Source organism: Qipengyuania pacifica (genome assembly GCF_019857205.1).
In the GTDB taxonomy this organism is placed as follows: Bacteria; Pseudomonadota; Alphaproteobacteria; order Sphingomonadales; family Sphingomonadaceae; genus Qipengyuania; species Qipengyuania pacifica.
In genome coordinates this window covers 167,138-186,583 of the sequence record NZ_JAHWXO010000004.1, presented here as the reverse complement: position 1 = coordinate 186,583, position 19,446 = coordinate 167,138, and the positions used below count along the sequence as shown (strand labels likewise).

Annotated in this window: 12 protein-coding genes; 3 read left to right on the top strand and 9 right to left on the bottom strand. The window is 61.7% G+C overall.

Going from position 1 to position 19,446, the window contains the following annotated elements:
- Positions 1–56 precede the first annotated feature (56 nt).
- Positions 57–1,289 carry a TetR/AcrR family transcriptional regulator gene (locus tag KYK83_RS08270; RefSeq protein WP_222827873.1) on the top strand — a complete coding sequence of 411 codons (1,233 nt, stop codon included), beginning with the start codon at positions 57–59 and terminating at the stop codon, positions 1,287–1,289.
- Positions 1,290–1,378: 89 nt separating this feature from the next.
- On the top strand, positions 1,379–2,188 hold the full coding sequence (locus KYK83_RS08265; RefSeq protein WP_222827872.1) for a hypothetical protein: 810 nt from the start codon (positions 1,379–1,381) through the stop codon (positions 2,186–2,188).
- 52 nt (positions 2,189–2,240) lie between these two features.
- Here the strand turns inward: KYK83_RS08265 and KYK83_RS08260 are convergent, their stop codons facing one another.
- The 8 genes from KYK83_RS08260 to KYK83_RS08225 all read right to left on the bottom strand — a co-directional run bounded on the left by KYK83_RS08260 (position 2,241) and on the right by KYK83_RS08225 (position 14,921).
- Positions 2,241–3,494, bottom strand: coding sequence for an MFS transporter (locus KYK83_RS08260; RefSeq protein WP_248284339.1), 1,254 nt, complete (start codon positions 3,492–3,494; stop codon positions 2,241–2,243).
- 112 nt (positions 3,495–3,606) lie between these two features.
- Positions 3,607–5,079: an MFS transporter gene (locus KYK83_RS08255; RefSeq protein ID WP_222827871.1), complete on the bottom strand. Its 1,473-nt coding sequence runs from the start codon at positions 5,077–5,079 to the stop codon at positions 3,607–3,609.
- Positions 5,080–5,087: 8 nt separating this feature from the next.
- Positions 5,088–6,563 carry an MFS transporter gene (locus KYK83_RS08250; RefSeq protein WP_346729438.1) on the bottom strand — a complete coding sequence of 492 codons (1,476 nt, stop codon included), beginning with the start codon at positions 6,561–6,563 and terminating at the stop codon, positions 5,088–5,090.
- A gap of 5 nt (positions 6,564–6,568) precedes the next feature.
- Positions 6,569–7,864, bottom strand: coding sequence for an acyl-CoA dehydrogenase family protein (locus tag KYK83_RS08245; RefSeq protein ID WP_222827870.1), 1,296 nt, complete (start codon positions 7,862–7,864; stop codon positions 6,569–6,571).
- A gap of 221 nt (positions 7,865–8,085) precedes the next feature.
- Positions 8,086–9,516 (bottom strand): efflux transporter outer membrane subunit, encoded by a 1,431-nt coding sequence (locus KYK83_RS08240; protein WP_222827869.1) that lies wholly within the window; start codon positions 9,514–9,516, stop codon positions 8,086–8,088.
- Between the two features lie 11 nt (positions 9,517–9,527).
- Positions 9,528–12,716 (bottom strand): efflux RND transporter permease subunit, encoded by a 3,189-nt coding sequence (locus KYK83_RS08235; RefSeq protein WP_222827868.1) that lies wholly within the window; start codon positions 12,714–12,716, stop codon positions 9,528–9,530.
- Between the two features lie 51 nt (positions 12,717–12,767).
- Positions 12,768–14,096 (bottom strand): efflux RND transporter periplasmic adaptor subunit, encoded by a 1,329-nt coding sequence (locus KYK83_RS08230; protein ID WP_248284338.1) that lies wholly within the window; start codon positions 14,094–14,096, stop codon positions 12,768–12,770.
- A 225-nt stretch (positions 14,097–14,321) separates the two neighbouring features.
- Positions 14,322–14,921, bottom strand: coding sequence for a TetR/AcrR family transcriptional regulator (locus tag KYK83_RS08225; protein ID WP_103024198.1), 600 nt, complete (start codon positions 14,919–14,921; stop codon positions 14,322–14,324).
- A 164-nt stretch (positions 14,922–15,085) separates the two neighbouring features.
- Between KYK83_RS08225 and KYK83_RS08220 the strand changes: the two genes are divergently transcribed.
- Complete coding sequence (locus KYK83_RS08220) at positions 15,086–15,502, top strand: response regulator transcription factor (RefSeq protein WP_103024199.1); 417 nt, start codon at positions 15,086–15,088, stop codon at positions 15,500–15,502.
- A 47-nt stretch (positions 15,503–15,549) separates the two neighbouring features.
- Here KYK83_RS08220 and KYK83_RS08215 read toward each other — a convergent pair whose 3' ends face one another.
- Positions 15,550–19,446, bottom strand: a complete 3,897-nt coding sequence (locus tag KYK83_RS08215) for a PAS domain S-box protein (RefSeq protein ID WP_222827867.1) — start codon at positions 19,444–19,446, stop codon at positions 15,550–15,552.

The window sequence follows — 19,446 nt, the reverse complement described above, 5'->3', positions numbered from 1 at the left end:
CTGCCCCATTGGACGGGCAGCGGTACCTGCTGTAAGCGGTTGGGGTGGGGAATTGGATGGCAAAGAAGCCCGATGTGACGAAGAAGTTTGGCGAAAAACGCAGCGCGATCGTTCACGCGGCATCTGTGCTCATCAACGAAACCGGCGTCCAGGCGACCACCCTCACCAAAGTTGCGCGGGCAATCGGGCTCAACGCGACCAGCGTTACCTATTATTTTCCGCGCAAGGACCAGCTGATCGTTGCGGTTTATGCCGAAACCATCGCCCTCATGAAGGCGACGGCAGAAGAGGCACTGGCGGAGGCTACGCCGCGAGAGCGGATCGCCAAGTTCGTGAAGCTCCACGTGCAGCTTCGGGACCGCATCCGCCGCGGGGAACACGGTCTCATCGCGGCCTTGTCGGAAATCCGCTCGCTCGATCAGGAACAGCAGGACGAACTCCTCCAGAAATATCGCGATGTCGTGCAGGATGTCAGGATGTTCTTCGGTGACCCGGCTACGGAAGCCGAACGGGCACTCTATTCCGCGCGTTCGCACATCCTGATCGAGGCGATGCTGTGGTGGCCCGTCTGGTCGCGGCGATATTCCGTGCTCGACTTCCCGCGCGTCGAACAGAAAATTGTCGAGATCCTGTGCAATGGCATTCCGGCTAGCAAGGGCGAATGGGCACCGTCCTCACTGCCCGATGGCGGCTGGCGCAGCGATGGAGATGCCGCGCCATCGCAAAACGATGAATTTCTGCGCGTTGCAACGTTGATGATCAACGAGCGCGGGTATCGCGGGGCATCGGTAAACAGGATTGCCGAAGCGCTGAACGTGACAAAGGGCAGTTTCTACCATCATCACGATGCGAAGGACGATCTGGTGATGGATTGCTTCCAGCGCAGCTATGACCGCCTGTCGAAGGTTCAGATGGCCGGTCACGACGTGCCTGGTTCATATTGGACGAAGCTGTGCAGTGTCCTCAACGAATTGATGGACCTTCAATTCTTCGATCCCATGCCGCTGCTGCGAACGACTGCGCTTCAGGCGCTGGATAGCGATCACAAGACGGACGTGGTGATGCGCTCGAACCGTCTGGCCCGGCGCTTCGCGGGCTTCCTTATCGATGGCTTCGAAGACGGCTCCGTCAGGGCGATCGATCCGTTGGTGGCCAGCCAGATCATCATGTCGACACTCAACGGGGCCTATGAGGCGCGCCGCTGGGCATCGCGTTTCGAGGATCGAGCGGAGGCGATAAAAACCTACCTGTCCGTGCTCAGCGAAGGGATGCTGGCGGGAGGTTCTTAATCGATCAGGTATAGCACACTTCGTCGTGGCCGAACGGGCTTCTGAATCGAGGGTGTTGTTTTTGCGACAAAAATTGCGATGCTAATGGAATGCTCAAAAGCCTCGCTATCACACTCGCCCTTCTCGTTGCTCCTTCGTCCACCACGCCGGCGCCTTCAGATGGAGACATCGTGGTCGAGGGCCGCAAACTTGAAGCCCAGAAATTCGTGCAAGCACTTACCGACGCGGACCGGACCAGACAGCTTGCACGATGGGATAGGGCCATCTGTCCCCGCATCGTAGGTGTCGACGAAGGCCAGGCCGCACTGATCAAACAGAATATCGCGCGCGTGGCAGAATCACTCGGATTGCGGGCTTACGCCAAAGGTTGCCGCACAAGCATGCTGATCATGTTCGACAACGACGCGCAGGCTATGGCAGCGGCGCTCGCCAAGAGCCGGACAGTTTTTTTGGGTGGGCAAGGCAGGGATCGCCTGACCGATTTCGTCGAGACAAAAAATCCCGTCCGCTGGATAAGCCTGAGTGATCCGTGTGGGTTCGAAGGCTGCGCTGTAAAACGCTCGCGTCTAAAAAAATCGGAACGACCGGCGATCTACATGATGCTGGTTCTGGTCGACGGGCAGGAAATTGGTGCATTCGGGCTCAACGAAATTTCTGATTACCTTTCCATGGTCGCCCTGGGCAATCCGGTGCTTGGCGAGGCGTGGCCGAACACATCGATACTTTCGATGTTCAGTCGAGAGCGCGAAGATCAGCCTTTCCTGCTCACGGATAATGATCGGGCCTATCTTACCGGTCTTTACACAAGCCGGACGGATGCAACGGGTCCGCTACAAAGACGGTCCATCATCGAGAAAATGACCAATTCCGACGATGCAGCAGGTGAGCAGTCCGACTAAGTCGGGGGCGCAGAGCGATGGAAAGTCTGCTCCTCGCCAATTTTGACGCGGCCTAGATCGCGGGCTCCCGGTGGCGGGGCTCCCGTACTTTCCAGATCAGAAATATCAGGGCCGCTATCACCGCGGCTAGGACAATGGCGAACAGGGGCTTGAAGCCGCTGGTTGCTACGAGCACTCCGGCAAGGACGGGACCGGTCGCTGCGATTACGCCTTCCAGCGTCGTCACGAATGCGAGCCGCATCGGGATATCTTCGACATTGCCGAATTCCAGAACCATCGTCGTTGACGCGAGCATCCAGCCCGACCCGCCAACGCCGAGGAGGACGAAGGCCGCATAGATGGGAACGGCGGAATTGCCGATAATGAGGGTGGTGACCCCGAGGATCGAGCTTCCCAGAGCAAAAACGTAGATGATCTTGAAGCCCCAGCGATCGCCCAGCGGCCCCCAGAAGATGTTGGATACCGTATCCGACCCGAGGAACACAAAGCTGAGCCCGCCGATCAGCGCCCCATCGAGGCCGAGCTGGGTCCCGGCGTAGATCGTCCAGAAAGGTGCGCCGACACGGGCCATGGTGGCAAAGCACTGGACGACGAGAAACCACGCGAAATCGCGGTCGTGCAACAGTTCCGGGAACTGCCGGATGCGCTCTCTCATCGGCATCTGCGGGCGCGAGGCGGGCGCGGCAGGTTCGCGGATCATGGTTTTGAGCACGATGAGCCCTGCACTGGTCAGCAGGAAGGCAAACAGGAAGGTGGTGGCGTAGCCATTCCCTAGCCATTCGTCGGCGATCAGATAATTGCCTGCCGCCCAGGCGAGAACGGCGGCGATCAGGCCGCCGGCAAAATTGCGGTATCCCTGCAATCGCCCGCGTTGCCGTATCGGGATGAGCTTGCTCATAAGCATCTGGAACGCGACCCGCTGCGCACCGGTGAAAAAGCCCAGCATCAGGAAACATGCAAAGGTCGCGAAGAGCAGGACATTGCCGGTCAGGAAATATCCCGTGAGCGCAAGCCCCAGGATCATCAGCCGCATCATGGAACCGACGCGGATGGCGTAGGGCAGGATGTGGCTGCGATGCTCTATCCGGGCGCCGCTGGCGATCGGGCTGATGGTGGCGCCCAGTTGCAGGAGCGCCGAGCCAAGGCCGACTGCAGCCGTGCTGCCCGTGAGCAGCAGCAGATAGGCGGGAATGATGGTGGGCGCATAGATCAGGCGGAAGCCGGTCATCCCCAGAACACCATGAATGAAATTGGCGCGGTAATTGCGCTTGAGGTTTTCGTCTACGAACCGCGCGTGATCCGCCATCGCGCGCTGCTGCACGGTGCGCAGATCTTCCAGCCCTTCGGGATTTTCCAGCGGGTCCAGTGTCAGTACTCACCCTGGAGCGAAATGCCTGTGCCAGCCATCTGCCCGACCCTCACGATGGATCCGGAATGTCGTCGGCATTGCTCGCAGCGGCGCGGTCGCGTTTCTCGAGTTCGGCCAGGCTGGCTTCGTGCGTGGTCCTGTCGATGCGGTAGGCGAACAGGAACCCGGCCCCGCCGATATAAAGCACGATCAATGTGGGCACGTAGACGGTGGCCAGAAGTCGCGGAATGGCAGGATCGATGGTGGCCGGTTCCATTCCCGGTACGATGCCAACGAACGCAACCAGCATGCCCGCAGCGAACACGCCGATCCCGGACGTGCTTTTCTGCATGAGCGTGTTCGCCGCGTAGAACAGGCCTTCGCTGCGGCGCCCGGTCGCCAGTTGGCTTTCTTCGACGACATCGCCGACCATTGCGTGGGTCAGGACTGCCGACGAAACGCCGCACATCTGAAACACGGTCGAAAATGCAAAGAGGGCGGGCACCAGCAGGGGATCGCCATTGTCGAAGAAATTGCCGGTAAGACGAAGGACGTAGGGCGCGCTGCCGAATATCACGGCAATGATGGCGAGGCCGAACGCCGCGTTCCGCTTGCCGATTTTACGCGAAGCCCATGGCGCGATGAACAGGGCAAGGAATGCCCCGGTGAGCGAATCTATGGTCAGCACGGCCAGTTGGGCCGAATTGAGCCCCCACAGGTAGGTGCCGAAATAGATATTCAGCGCAGAGGTCATGCCGACGGAGGTGTATTTGAGCACCCCGAAGGCGACGATCGCCAAAAACCCCTTGTGCGCGAAGGTGCTCTTCATCTGCACCAAAGTGCGGATGGGGCCGATCTTCTCACGCGCAGGCGGCATGCGGAAGTATTTGACCCGGTGCAGCGTTCCCAGGCTGGAGATGAGGATTGCGGCAAACATGATGGCCGCACCGACAATCGCGAAAAGGCGATAGCCTTCGGGATTGAGCTGGCCGACCGGATATTCCGCGGTCGGCGCGAGGAAGACCAGCAAGGTCAGGAACGCCATGCCGACGCCGCCGAGATAGGCGAAGAAATAGCGGAAACTGGCGATCGAAGTGCGCTGGTCGTAATCGCTGGTCAGTTCGGGGGCGAGAGCGCTGCTCGGAATTTCGAAGAAGGTTATGAAGGTCCTGACGCAGCAGCCGACCACGAGGATGTACCAGAAGGTCTGCGTCTCGCTCATCCCTTCGGGCGGGAAGAACAGGAATAGCAGGCTGCCCGCGGCCGGGATCGCGCTCAGGAACATGAAGGGGTGGCGTCGGCCCCATTTGGTCCGGACCGTGTCCGACCACTGCCCCACGATCGGATCGGAAATCGCATCGACGCACAATGCGACAAGGATTGCGAAGGACACCAGATCGGCCCGGATGCCGATGACCTGATTGTAGTACAGAAGAAGAAACGAGCGGAAGGCGACGTCCTTGACGCCGTAGCCAACCGAACCGAAGCCATAGAACAGTTTGGTCGATAGCCCGAGTTTGGGGGCTGAGCGATCTGCGATCATTATTTTCCTTACCTGGCGGGGGAGCCAAATGCGCCATCGCGGATGGCTTGCTCTCGGGCCTGCGCCTCGCGCGACTTCAGGCGATCGACGTTCTCACGATGGCTGGCCTCGGTGATGGGATAGAGCAGCAGGAACAGCGCGCCGATGATCCACAAACCGCCGGAGGCCGGTATGTAGTGGATCAGCAGGCTCTTCTGCATCGCCACCGTCACCTGGTCGACGTTCACCCCGGTCGGGAAATCGGATAGTTCGAGCACGATCCCTGCCATCATGATGCCGAGCCCGGTCGAACATTGCTGCATGAAACTGGACGCGGCGAAGAACACGCCGGCGGTATGCTGGCCGGTGCGCACGGCGTGATCTTCCACCACATCCGCCAGCATGGAAGAGGTGTTGATCAGCGAGGTCGCGATCATGGCACCGTAGACTGCGCCGATGATGAAGAGCGTGGGCAGCAGCATCGGATCGCCCGGCTGGAAGAACAGGTCCAGGTAAGTCAGCAGCAGCGGCGAAAGGCCGAGCAGAATGCCACCTATAGCCATGAACATCGATGTGTTGCGCTTGCCTAGCCAGCGCGAGAATTTCGGGGCGAACGGCGCAGCGATCGTTGCGGCAACCAGACTGTCGAACGTCAGCAGGGCCAGCTGTCCTGCACCCAGTTTGAAGACATAGGTGCCGAAATACAGCGTCGTTGCGGCGTAGAGCCCGATGGCAGTGTATTTGCAGACGCCGAATGCGAAGATCGCGAGGAAGCCGCGATTGCTGAACGCGCTGAACATCTCCTTGAAATGGGACGTGGGCGTGGCGCCTTCGCCGGGTTCGTCGCGCTGGCGCAGATGCGGCACGCGGCTGAGCGTTCCAAAGCCGCACACCAGAATGGCGGCAAAAATGAGCGCGCCGCCGAGCCATGCGAACTTCACATAGCCTTCGGGATTGAGCTGGCCACGGGCGTATTCGGGCGTGGCAACGAAGAACACGGCAAGGGAAAAGGCGGTGAAGCCGAAGGTCCCGACATATCCGAACCAGTAGCGAAGGCCGAACAGTTTCGTGCGCTCGGCGTAATCGTCGGTCAGTTCGGGGTTCATGGCGCTGGAGGAGATTTCGAACGCGCTGATCGAGGTGCGCGTCAGGGCCGCGATGGCAAATACCCACACGCCCATCTGGATGTCGGTCAGCCCGGCGGGCGGAAACCATGCCAGGATGAAGAATACTGCCGTCGGAAGCGCAGATCCGAGAATGAACGGATGCCGGCGGCCGATCCGCGATCGGGTCATGTCCGACCAGCGGCCGATGAAGGGATCGGCCACGGCATCGACCAGCAACGTCAGCGCGATCGCGGTCGAAACGATGGATGCCGGGACCCCCAGCACCTGATTGTAGAACAGCAGCAGATAGGTGGAAAAGGCGGCGTTCTTGACGCCGTTCGCCACTGCCCCGAAACCATAGCTCAGGCGCTGTCCGCGCGTCATCGCTGGCGTCGGCACCGGGCTTACTCCGCCGCCTCCACCAGTTCTTCGAGCGGGTCGTACATTTCCCGCGCCTTGGCCCGGCGCTCTATGAGCGAATAATCGGGGAACATCGGATCGGCGACGTCGCGATATTTGCGCAAATGTTGCTTGGCGACGGTGACCTTGTGCACTTCCGTCGGCCCATCGGCGATGCCCATGACCATCGAACCGATGAGGCTGCCGACGAACGGCATTTCATTCGAAACGCCCAGCGATCCGTGGATGTGGATGCAGCGGTGCGCGATGTCGTGATAGACCTTGGGCATCAGCGCCTTGATCGCGGCTATGTCTTTGCGGACCTTGCGGTAATCCTGATATTTGTCGATCATCCACGCGGTTTTCAGGACGAACAGCTTGAACTGTTCAAGCTCGATATAGCTGTCGGCAATCTGCATCTGGACCGCCTGGTAATCGGCGATCGTGCCGGTCCGCGTCTTGCGACTGACAGCACGCCGGCTCATCGCATCGAGCAGGCGGCGGCAATTGCCGACGGTGCGCATGGCGTGGTGCACGCGCCCACCGCCCAAGCGTGTCTGCGAAATGGCGAAAGCACCGCCCTGTTCACCCAGAAGATGATCCGCCGGCACACGCACGTCGGTGTAGCGCACATAGCTTTCCGAACCGTCTTCCTGGCCATAGACGCCGACGTTGCGGACGATTTCGACCCCCGGCGTATTGACCGGCACGATGAACATGCTCATCCGCTCGTGACGCGGAGCATCGGGATCGGTCACCGCCATGACGATCAGGAATTCCGCCCAGCGACCGTTGGTCGAAAACCATTTCTCGCCGTTAATCTTCCAGTGGTTGCCGTCGAGTTCGGCCTTGGTGATGAAATTGGTCGGATCGGATCCGCCCTGCGGTTCGGTCATGGAGAATGCGGAAACGATTTCGTTTTCGAGCAGCGGCTGCAGATACCGTGTTTTCTGTTCGGGCGTTCCGTAATGGGCGATGATCTCTGCATTGCCGGTATCGGGCGCCTGGCAGCCGAACACGATCGGGGCGAAACTCGCACCGCCGAGGATCTCGTTCATCAGGCCCAGCTTGACCTGACCATAACCCTGACCGCCGAGCTCCGGGCCGAGGTGACACGCCCACAGTCCCCTGGCCTTCACCTCTTCCTGAAGAGGGCGGACCAGCTTGTTGCGGCGCGGGTTCTTCACGTCATAGGGATGGATGCCCAGCAGGCCCAGCGGTTCGACCTTCTCGCGGACGAATTCGTCCATCCAGTCGAGCTTTTCTTGGAATTCAGGATCGGTCTCGAAATCCCAGGCCATGCAAACATACTCCCAACCGACGCACTTTTGCGCGTTCGCCTGCAAGCATACCTAGTTTTCAGATCGGGGCAAGGCAATGATCGCCGGGCAGCAGTGATTACCTTTGCCCGGCGCTCACTAAACCTACAGCAACGTCACCAGCAGGATGATGGTGGTCGCCCCGAAACCCACGGCGCCTGCCTGAAAAGCGTCCGCATGCAGGCGCAGCAATGCCTTCAGGTTCACGACGCCGTCTCCCGCTCGGCCGACCATGAACCTCCCAGAGCGCGGAACAGATCGATCTGGCGGCTCGAGACGAGCGCGTCCTGATCGGCCAGTTCGGCCCGCGTTTCGGCAAGCGTGCGCTCCGCATCGAGCAAATCCAGCGAATCGATAACGCCTTCGCGGTTCTGGGCGCGGGTAATGCGTGCCGCCTTGGTCGCTGCCTGCATCGCCTGCTCCAGAGACCGCCGCCGCTCGATTGCCCCGGCATATCGGGACAGGGCGGTTTCGGTTTCCTGCAAGGCATTGAGGATCGCCCCGTCGAATGCTGCGAGCGATCCGCGCGCGTCCGCTTTGGCGGCATCGATGCGCGCGAATACCGGTTCCCGGTTGGGGAAGACCCAATCGATCAAGGGTCCCAGGATGAAGCCGAGCGGACCGCCGGAAAACAAATTGCTCACGCTGGATGCTGAAGATCCGACGGAACCGCCCAGCGTTATGCGTGGATAGAGATCGGCGCGGGCAACCCCGATCCTGTCGGTATCGGCAAGCAACCGCTGCTCTGCCGCGCGGACATCTGGCCTGCGTGCCAGCAATTGTGTGCCGTCGCCAACGGGCAAGGGGGCAGCTATCTCGAGCGGAATCGAGCGCTCGCCCGAAATGGCGGGCAATTCCGCAGGCGTGCGTCCGGTAAGCGTCGCCAGCGCGAACAGGGCGGCGCTGCGCTGCGCCTCGATTTCCGGGATGGTGGCGGCCCGCTGGTCGCGAAGGCTCTGGATACGGGCGACTGCCAGCCCGTCTGCCATGCCCACCTCGTGGCGTCGCCGCGTCAGGCGAAGGCTGTCGTCGAGCAGGGCGACGATCGATCGCGCCACGTCGATCCGCGCGGCAGCGCTGGCAGCATTGGCATAGGCCAGCGTCGTATCCGCTACGACCATGACCCGCACCGCATCGGCGTCCGCTTGCGCCGCAGCCAGATCGTTACGAGACGCGCTTATCTGTCCGCTGACCCGCCCGAACAGATCGACTTCATAAGACACATCAGCACCTAGCGAAATGCCGGTACCCGTCCGATCGGCTCCGGGGGGCGTCTCGAATTCCGGTGTTCTGGAATAGGCGGCTGACGCGGTCAGACCGACGGTCGGCAGTCGGTCCGATCGCGCACCGCGCAGGGCAGCACGGGCGCGGTCCATCCGCGCTACCGCCTGGCGGATGTCGGTATTCGCGCCCAGCGCATCTGCAACCAGTCCGTCCAGCACGGGGTCTTCGTAAAGCCGCCACCAGTCCTGCGGCAGCGGATTGGCGGTCACGATATCGGTTTGGGCGGAAAGGAAGGGGCCGGAAGTCGCGCTCGGGGACGGGGGGGAGGGAGAGACGCGATCCGGCCCCACCGCGCAGCCCGAAAGGGCAAGCGCGGAAACGGCGGAAAGGATGAAGGTGCGATATGCCATGATGAAATGTCCTATTCGGCTGGCTGCACGGTCAGGCCGGGTGCCTTTCGGCTCCAGCGGCTGCGAAGCTCGGCCACGCGGTCGCCCAATACGCGGCAGACCACATAGAAAGTGGGAGTGAAAATCAGTCCGAACCCGGTGACGCCGAGCATGCCGAAACATACCGCCGTACCCAGCGCCTGGCGCAGTTCCGCCCCGGCTCCGGTGGCGATTACCAGCGGGACGGATCCCAGGATGAAAGCGAAGCTGGTCATCAGGATCGGCCGCAGGCGGGTGCGCGCCGCTTCCACTGCGGCAGCCGCGGGAGAAAGGCCGTGCAGCTTCTCACCCTGGCGAGCGAATTCAACGATCAGGATGGCGTTCTTCGCGGACAGGGCGATCAGGACGACAAGGCCGATCTGCGTGAGCACATTGTTGTCCATGCCCATCAGGTTCACCCCGGCCATTGCCGCCAGCAGACACATCGGCACGATCAGGATGATCGACAGTGGCATGATCAGGCTCTCGTACTGTGCGGCCAGCACCAGGAAGACGAGCAGGACCGCCAGTCCGAAGACATAGGCCGCCGTATTGCCGGTGGTGGCCTGCTGATATGCAATGCCCGTCCATTCGGTCGAATAGCCTTGCGGAACCGTCGTCGACGCGACCTTTTCCATGGTCATCAGCGAATGACCGGTCGATCCGCCCGGCGCCGTATCGCCATCGATGGCCACGGCAGGGGCGAGGTTGTAGCGCGATACGCGGTACGGCCCGGTGGTGTCCGTAAACGTCGCAAGCGAGCCGAGCGGAACCATCGATCCATTGGCCGAGCGGGCATGGAGCCCGGCAATGTCGCTCACATCGTCGCGATAGTCCGCCTCCGCCTGTGCGGTCACTCGGTAGGTGCGGCCCAGCAGGTTGAAATCGTTGACGAAGGCGCTGCCGAGATAGACCGAAAGCGTATCGAAAATGTCTGCCGGGGCCACGCCCAGCATCTGGGCCTTGTCGCGGTCGATATCGGTCTTCACGCGGGGCGTGCCCGTGTCGAAGAATGTATAGACACCGGCCAGACCTTCCTGACCATTCGCCTTGGCAATGACCTCATTGGCGACCTGCTGCATGTCGCGATAGTCCTGGCCGGAATCCGCTTTCAGCATCATGCGAAAGCCCCCCGCCGAACCGATCCCCTGGATTACGGGCGGTTTGACGATCATCAGGCGTGCTTCGTTGATGCCGGCAGTGGCGGCTTGTGCTGCAGCGATAAGCTCGTCGATCGATTTGCCGCTACCCTTGCGGTTCTCGAATTCGTCGAGCACCCAATAGGCCGCCGCCGAACTTGCGGACTGTGTTTGCGTCGTACCGTCGAAGCCCGACAGCATGACGGTGCCCTTGATGCCTTCGATCGGCAGGACGCGCTCGGCCACCTGCTTCATCACGGCATCTGTTCGCGTGGTCGACGACCCAGGCGGGAGCTGGATGACGGACACGAAATAGCCCTGATCCTGCTGCGGAATGAAGCCGGTGGGCGTTGCGCTGAGCGTTAGGGCGGTAAGGCCAATCAGCAGCGCATAGGCCGCCATCATCCTGCGGGGCATGGCGACCAGACGTGCCGTCAGCCGGGCGTACCAGTCGCTGAACCGTTCGAATGCATTGTTGAACCGCTGTCCGGCACGGTCCAGCCCCTGCCGCCAGCGCGGTGCATCGGCGGGCAGATCTTCATGTGGACGCAACAGCAGGGCCGAAAGGGCAGGCGAGAGGGTCAGCGACACGAACAGGGAAATGGCCGTCGCAGCCGAAATCGTAACCGCGAACTGCTTGTAGAATTCGCCCGACAATCCGCCCATGAACAGGGTGGGGACGAACACGGCGCACAGCACCAGGACGATGGCGATCAGGGCGGTCCCGACCTCGTCCATGGATCGGCGTGCCGCTTCGAGAGGGGAATACCCCTGTTCCAGATTGCGCTCGACATTCTCGACCACGACGATGGCATCGTCGACGACAATTCCGATCGCGAGCACCAGTCCGAAAAGCGACAGATTGTTGAGCGAATAGCCCAGCATGGCGAGCACGGCGAAAGTCCCCACCAGCGATATCGGTATCGCCAGCACCGGAATGATCGATGCGCGGGCCTTCTGCAGGAACACCACAATCACCAGGACTACCAGCACGATCGCTTCCAGCAATGTGTGCAGGACGGCGTCGATGCTCTGCGATATGAACTCGGTGGGATTGTAGACAATGCGGTATTCCATCCCCTGCGGGAAGGATTCCGAAAGGCGGGTCATCGTTTCCTTGACCCCCTCGGCCGCCTCCAAAGCGTTGGAACCCGGCTTCTGGAATACGGGCAAGATGACCGAATCCATGTCGTTCAGATAGGCCGACGTGGCATAGTCGGTCGCGCCGATTTCGACGCGGGCGACATCGCTGACGCGGATCTGGCGTCCTTGCGCATCCGTGCGGATGACGACCTGACCGAACTGCGATGGATCGGTGAAGCGGCCTTGCGTTTCAACGTTGAGCTGAAAGGCGCTTTCAGGGCTTGGCTGCTGCCCCAGCGTGCCGGCTGCGACCTGCACGTTCTGCGCCCGCAGTGCGCGCACGATGTCGCTGCCGGTCAGTCCGCGGGCGGCGGCGCGGCCCGGGTCAATCCAGACGCGCATCGCCAGTTCGCGCTGGCCGAACAATTGCACATCGCCGACCCCTTCGAGCCGGGCGAGCTGATCCTTGATCCGCGTCTGGGCGTAGTTCGAGATATATTCGCGATCGAGCGACCCGTCCGGCGACACCAGATTGACCACCATGAGGAAGTCGGGCGTCGTCTTGCGGGTCACGATGCCGAGCCGCTGAACTTCTTCGGGTAGCCGGGCCTCGGCAATGGCGACGCGGTTCTGAACCAGCACCTGCGCATCATCCAGATCGGTTCCGGGCGCGAAGGTGACGGTAATCGTCATGCGTCCATCGCCCGTGGATTCGCTGGACTGGTACAGCATCCCATCGACGCCGTTGATTTCCTGCTCGATCGGATTGGCGACCGTATCGGCAACCGTTTCCGCCGATGCGCCGGGATAGACGGCTGTGACCGTCACCGTTGGCGGGACGATGTCCGGATATTGGCTGATCGGCAGGAAGAAATATGAAATGGCTCCGACCAGCGTGATCAGGACGGCCAGCACGCTGGCGAAGATCGGTCGATCGATGAAGAAACGTGACAGTCGCATGGACGCACCTCGGGTGTGAATTGCGGATTGGTCAGGCGGAAACCGGGCCGGTTATTCGGCGAAGGTCGCAGCCGCAGCGCGGAATTTTGCCGGTGGCGATTTGGCCATGCGTGTCTCGGCACGGGCGGGGGCAATGGTCCCCTGCTGCGCGGACACCTGCTGACCGGGCATGGCCATCTGGACGCCCTTGATCACCACCTTCTCGGTCGGCTTCAGGCCGCTCTCGATCACCCGCAGATTGCCGATCTGGGGACCCAGCTCGACTGAGCGTGCGGCGACCTTTCCATCGTTTTGCACCACCAGAACCAGCTTGCGTGTCTGGTCGGTCGTGATGGCGGTATCTGGAACCAGCATCGCCTTGTGCGTGCCGCCAGTGGCCAGCCGCATCTGGCCGAACAGGCCGGGCGTCAGGAATCCGTCGGGATTGTCGACCAGTGCGCGCGCGCGGATCGTACCCGATTCATCGTCGAGCCCGTTGTCGGTGAAATCTAGCTTGCCGTGCCAGGTATATTCGGTTTCGTCCTGCAGGCGGATTTCCACGGGCGTACCCTTGTCCAGCCCTTCGCGCTGGGCTTTCAGGAACAAGGCTTCCGATCCGGTGAATTCGAAATAGACCGGATCGACGGCGTTGATGGTCGTCAGCAGGGTGGCCTGCGAACCGCCGCTGCCCGACACCAGATTGCCTGCATCGACCCGGCGATCGGAAATCCGCCCGGATATCGGCGCGCGGACCGTGGTGAATCCCACGTCCAGTGCGCGGGCCGATACCAGCGCACGTGCCGCGGCGAGGCCGGCCTCGTTATTGCGCACCTCCGCTTTCAGCCGGTCGATTTCGTTGGCGGCAACCGCGTCGTCCTCGACCAGCCGCTGCGCACGGGCCAGATTGTCGCGCGAGAGGGCAAGCGCCGTGGTGGCTTGAGCGACCTGTGCCTGCGCCTGCGCCAGCGAGGCGCGATAGGTTCGCGCATCGATCGTGAACAGCGGCGCACCCTGCCGGACGAACTGGCCGTCGGTAAAGTGGATGGCGGTTATCTGCCCCGACACCTGCGGGCGGACCTCCACGCGGCGGCTCGCTTCGAAGCGGCCGACGAATTCGTCCCATTCGGTGATTTCCTTCTGCAGCGGTGTCGCGACGGTAACCACGGGCAGGGGGGCTGCTGCAGGCGCAGGTGCGCCGCCGCCAAGGACCCACCAAGCGGTGATCGCGGCAAGGACGATCAGCACGCCCATCCACACGCGCATCAACCGCGATTTCGGCTGGCGTGCCGTCACCTCGGCCGGATCGTAGCCGCCGTCCTGTTCGCGCTCGTCGAACTGCTCCTGCTCGCGGCGCTCTGCCGCTGCTTCGTCATGGTACCTGTCGAAGGGGGTATCGAACATACGCTGTTCCCTGATCTTGTTATGCCGCACGACATCGCTTTCGAAAGCGCGGCTTTCGAAATTGAACTCGCAATTATTCCGGGATCGGGCGTGCCCATATCATCACGCGTGACCGACGGGAGTCGGCCCGACCAACAATCTGTACCGATAAGTATGTAATGCTGCGTTCAGGTCAAGGTATTTTTCTGTACCGACCGATATTATTTTCGCAGATTTGGATGTCCGTCAGGCAGACGGCCAGGAAAGTAACGCAGAATCAGCAACTTGCAAAAGCTCTTCGCGGCTCGCACCCGATTGGGCCTGGACCGAGATGCCTTGCATGATGGCCAGCAGATAGCGCGTGATCGCCTCCGCTTCGGTCGCCACGCGGAATTCGCCGGCGTCGATCGCCTGCTGCATGCGCGCGATGATCGCCCGCCGGGAGGATTCCGCCCGTGCGTTCACATCGTCCCTGATCGAAGGCTCCACGCTCTGGCAGGCCACCGAGGCGATCACGCCCATGCAGCCCTTGCAATCGCCCGTGGTTGCAGCATCAACCGAGCCCATCAACAGGCGCTCGGCAACGCCGCGCGCCGTCGGCGCCTCGATCGCATCGCCGATATAGGTGAGCTTGTCGCGTTCGTAGAGGTCGAGCGCCTGCCGAAACAGCGCTTCCTTGTTGCCGAAAGCGGCATAGAGGCTGGGCCGCGTTATGCCCATTTCGTCGGTGAGATCGGAAAGCGAAGCGCCCTCGTACCCCTTGGCCCAGAACACGCGCAGCGCCGCGCCAAGGGCCAGCTCGGTATCGAATTCTCTGGGACGTCCTCGGCTTGCGACTTTTTCCATACCGTAGAGTATAGAAAATGCGCGCCGGTTTTCAAGGCGTTTCGCGCCCGGCCCCGGTCCGCTGAGCGCAGCTTTACCGCGCTTGCACGTGTATTCCCGTAGGGCGTCTAAGCATCTGCTATACCATATTGTTGCTAGCGCTTACGCAAGTAAGGAGATGCTGCATGCCCAGGATAATCGTCGCTGAAGATGACGAGATCGTCGCCGAGATCGTGCGGGACACTCTCATTCAGGCTGGACACGCCGTGGGTGTGGTTCAGGATGGGGCGGCTGCGCTCGACGTCATCCGGGCCAAGCGCCCGGACATGGTCATCCTCGATTGCAGCCTGCCCAGCATGACCGGGGTCCAGATCGTTCGCCAGATGCGCATCGACTATGATCTCTGGGAAATCCCGGCCCTGATGCTCACCGCGCGCGTCAGCGCATCCGATGAAGACCTCGCCATGTATGCCGGGGCCGACGAATATATGCGCAAGCCCTTCGATCCGAAGAAACTCCTCGCAACGGTCGACGTGCTGTTGACCGAAGCACATGATCGCAAGGCACTCGAAAAAAGGCCGGCTGGCGCCCGCGCCATCTGATCCCATTCCAGGATATTCCGGGGCAGGGCGGGCCTGCCCCCCCATCTTCAGGCCGCTTCGTCCAGAACCGACAGGCTGCGCGAGACGAGCACCAGGCGGCTTTCCGCTTCGCTCGCCTCGCCCAGTTCATGCTCGATTTGCGACGCCAGTGAGCCGAAATGCGCATCACCGAAATAGGCGGCCACGCCTGCAATCTGGTGCAGGGCACTCGCCAGTTCGGGCCAGCGCTCTTCGACATTGCTGTCGTCGATGGCGCTTATCAGTTCGCGCAGGTCGTTCTTGCGCTTGATATAGCGATCGCGAAGCCGCGCCGTGTTCGAGACGCCGGGATCGATCGAAACGCCGGGCTCGGCTACCATCCGCCCCGCCTTGTCTGCAAACCGTTCCACATTGCTGGTGAGGTCGCGATACGAGAACGGCTTTGCGATATGCGCCTGCATTCCGGCTGCCCGGCACCGGGCGATATCGTCGGGATAGGCATTGGCGGTCAGCGCGATGATCGGCAGGTCCTGCGGGCCATAACCGCGATTACGCAACTCGCGGGTTGCAGTTAGCCCGTCCGTTCCCGGCATCTGCACGTCCATCAGAACCAGGTCGTATGGCTTCTCGTCCTGCGCCGCTGCGATCACGCGTTCGATGGCAATACTGCCATCCTCGACAATGGTGGCATCGTATCCGGCCTGTCGCACCATGGCCGCGATAAGCTCCTGATTGATCGAATTGTCCTCGGCGATCAGCAGGCGAATGGGGGAATGCGCCGCATCTGTACGGTCTTCGCATTCATCCGGCACGTCCTCTTCGTGTCGCGGCGCGGCACATGGCACCAACGGCATTGTCACACGGAAGGTGGAGCCTTTGCCCACTTCGCTTTCCACCGTCACCTCGCCATCCAGCAGTTCGGCAAGCTGGCTGGTGATGGACAGGCCAAGCCCGGAACCGCCATATTTGCGGGCGGTCGATCCATCGGCCTGCGTGAACTGATGGAAGATGGTTTCCAGATGATCGGGCGCGATGCCGATGCCGGTGTCCGCGACCGACAGCTCGAACCTGGTACCGCATGCACTTGGCGCGACGCGTACGCTGACCGTACCGTGCGCCGTGAACTTTATCGCATTGCCCACCAGATTGAGCGCGATCTGCCGCAAGCGGAGGCGGTCGCCGACCACCCATTTCGGAAGGTCGTCGGCAATATCCAGTTCCAGTGCGACCTGCTTTTCCCGGGCTACGGCTTCCATCAGCCGCACCACGCCGGTCAGCTTGTGGCGCACGTCCACCGGTTCCTGCGCCACGCGCATCAGCCCGGCCTCGATCTTCGATATGTCGAGGATGTCGTTGAGCAGCTGCATCATGCCGCGTCCGGATTCGTCGATCAGGCGCACGTAATCCGTCTGCCGGTCGCTCAGATCGGTCTTTTTCAGCAGCTCGGTGAAGCCAAGCAGGCCGTTCATCGGCGTGCGAATGTCGTGGCTCATGTTCGCCAGGAACGCGGATTTGGCCGTGGCGGCATCTTCCGCTGCCAACCTGGCTGCGCGAAGTTCGGCTTCCAGCTTCTTGGTATGCGATACATCGCGGATGGACGCGATGATTTCGACCGGCCGCCCGTTGCGATGATCGTGCACGGGCGCGCAATTGGCTTCCATCCAGCGATAGGTCTCGGGCTCGTCGACCGAAGCCGCGCGAAACGCGATCAGTGCACGTTTCCTGCTGCCATCTGCCAATCCGGCGAAAGCGTCATGAACGCTCGCATCGTCGTCCGGATGGAATCCGGTCAGCAGGTTGGATCCGATCAGCGCACTCAGCGGCAGTTCGAACAGATCCCTCGCCGATGGCGAGGCGTAAACGCAGGTCCCCTTCAGGTTGAGACGCACCACCGCATCGGTGATGTTTTCGGTGATCAGGGTCAGTTGCTCGTCTCGCCGGGCCAGGGCGGCGATGGCTTCATGATGCTCGGTCACGTCGATGTTCACGCCGATGAAGCCGGTGACCTGTCCGGCCTGGTCGAATTCGGGCCGTCCGATGGTGTCGACCCACACGATCGACCCGTCGCCATGAAGCCAGCGGAACTCCAGACGGCATTCCGTCCGGCTTTCGACCGCACCGGTCCATTCCGCATGCACCCTGTCGCGATCCTCGGGATGTACTGCACGGGCCCAGCCGTCGCCCTGCCATTCATCGGGTCCCAGCCCGGAAAGACGCAGCCACGCCGCGTTGACATAGGTGCAGCGGCCTTCGGTATCCGTGCGGAATATGCCTGCGGGTGCCAGATTGGCCAGGGCCTGAAAGCGGCTTTCGCTGGCCTCCAGCTTTTCGCTCGCCTGTTTCTGCTCGGTGATATCGACTGCCGCGCCGTAATAACCTGTCACGGCACCATTCTCGTCGAACTCGGCCGTATTATAGGTATCCATCCACAGGCTCGACCCGTCCGGCGCCCGAAATTCCAGCGTACGCCGCCGGACCATGCCAGGTTCGAAACCCCTGAACGGCGGGTCGGCCTGTATCGCCTCGAGCGATGCCAGCGCATCGACCCATCCACGCCCAAGCATTTCGTCGACGGTTTTACCGACCTTGTTCGCCCAGGAAGGATTGATGAACGTCAATTGCCCCTGACCGTTCGCCTGGAAAATCCCGATGGGGGCGGATTCGGCAAGGGTGCGGAATCGCTTCTCGCTATCCGACAGGGCCTTTTCCTGACGTATCTGCTCGGTCACATCGCGGATATTTCCGATCGTCCCGGAAAATCGTCCGCGCTCGTCGGTTGCCCGCCGGATGCTGACCTCGATATGTCTGCATGCGCCCCATTTATCGATGAAACGCTGGGTCAGGGTCGTCTCGCGAAGCTCTCCGCTCACAAGGGCGGGATAGATCTGACCTGCCGCTGCGAAATCCTCGGGTACCAGCAATTTCGTGGTGGGCCAGCCCAGCGACTCCTCGACGGTATAGCCCGTCAGTGCTTCCCATGCGGGGTTGAGCGAGGTCCACCGACCGTTCTCATCCGTGCGGAAGATGATTTCGCGGATGTGATCGAGGATTTCCTGCTTGTCGTCCCGGCTCTGGCGGATCAGGTCCCGGTCGCGGATGCGCCCTTCCAGCATGGCGGCGACCGGCAGGCCGATCGCAAAATTGCTGGCGAGGAATATCTGGAAAGCGAACAGCTTGTCTTCGATGGACCCGCGCACCAGCGTGATCGGCCCTGCATCCAGGGACGTGGCAATCGATGCGATTGCGGTCACGATCAGCACGGCAATGGCCGTACCGTTCATCCCGGTCCGGAAAGCTGCATAAAGGACCAGCGGACACGCCAGGAACAGGAACGGATATTGCGACTGGGCGAAGACGACGATGCTGCCGCAGATGACGATCGCAATCATCGAAGCCCATTCGGCCGGGCTATGCTTGGGCGGCAAACGGCGTTCACGCCATGCGTCGATCCCGATCAGGGCAAGCGGCAGAATGATCAGCAGGCTCAGCCCGTCGGCCAGAACCCATCTCTCCCATTGCTGGAAGAACGTCGCTGGATCGCCGCCGGACAATGCCAGCGCGGCAATGGTGGCCGAAACGCCGGCGCCGCTCAGCGCGGATACCAGCAACCAGCCATGCGTCCTGATATCGTTGACGTCGGGATGTTTGCCGCAGCACGTCTGCACTGCCCATACGATCACGGCGATCTCCGCGGCATTCGCCACCGACAGGGCGATGGCAATGCTCCATCCGTCCCCGATCATCCGGTTCACCGCCAGATCCGCCGCGGCGCAGGCCAGGATGAAATAGACACGGCTGTCCGACCGGCTGCGGATCAGCAGGGCTGCCACCACGGCGTTCGGGATCCACAGCAGCGCGATGCGTTCGCTTGCGCGCATCAGCGTCATGCCCAGATATGCCAGCATCGCGAACAGGCACGCGACGGCGATGATGGCAATCAGGTCATTGCGATTGGGTCTGGCCAT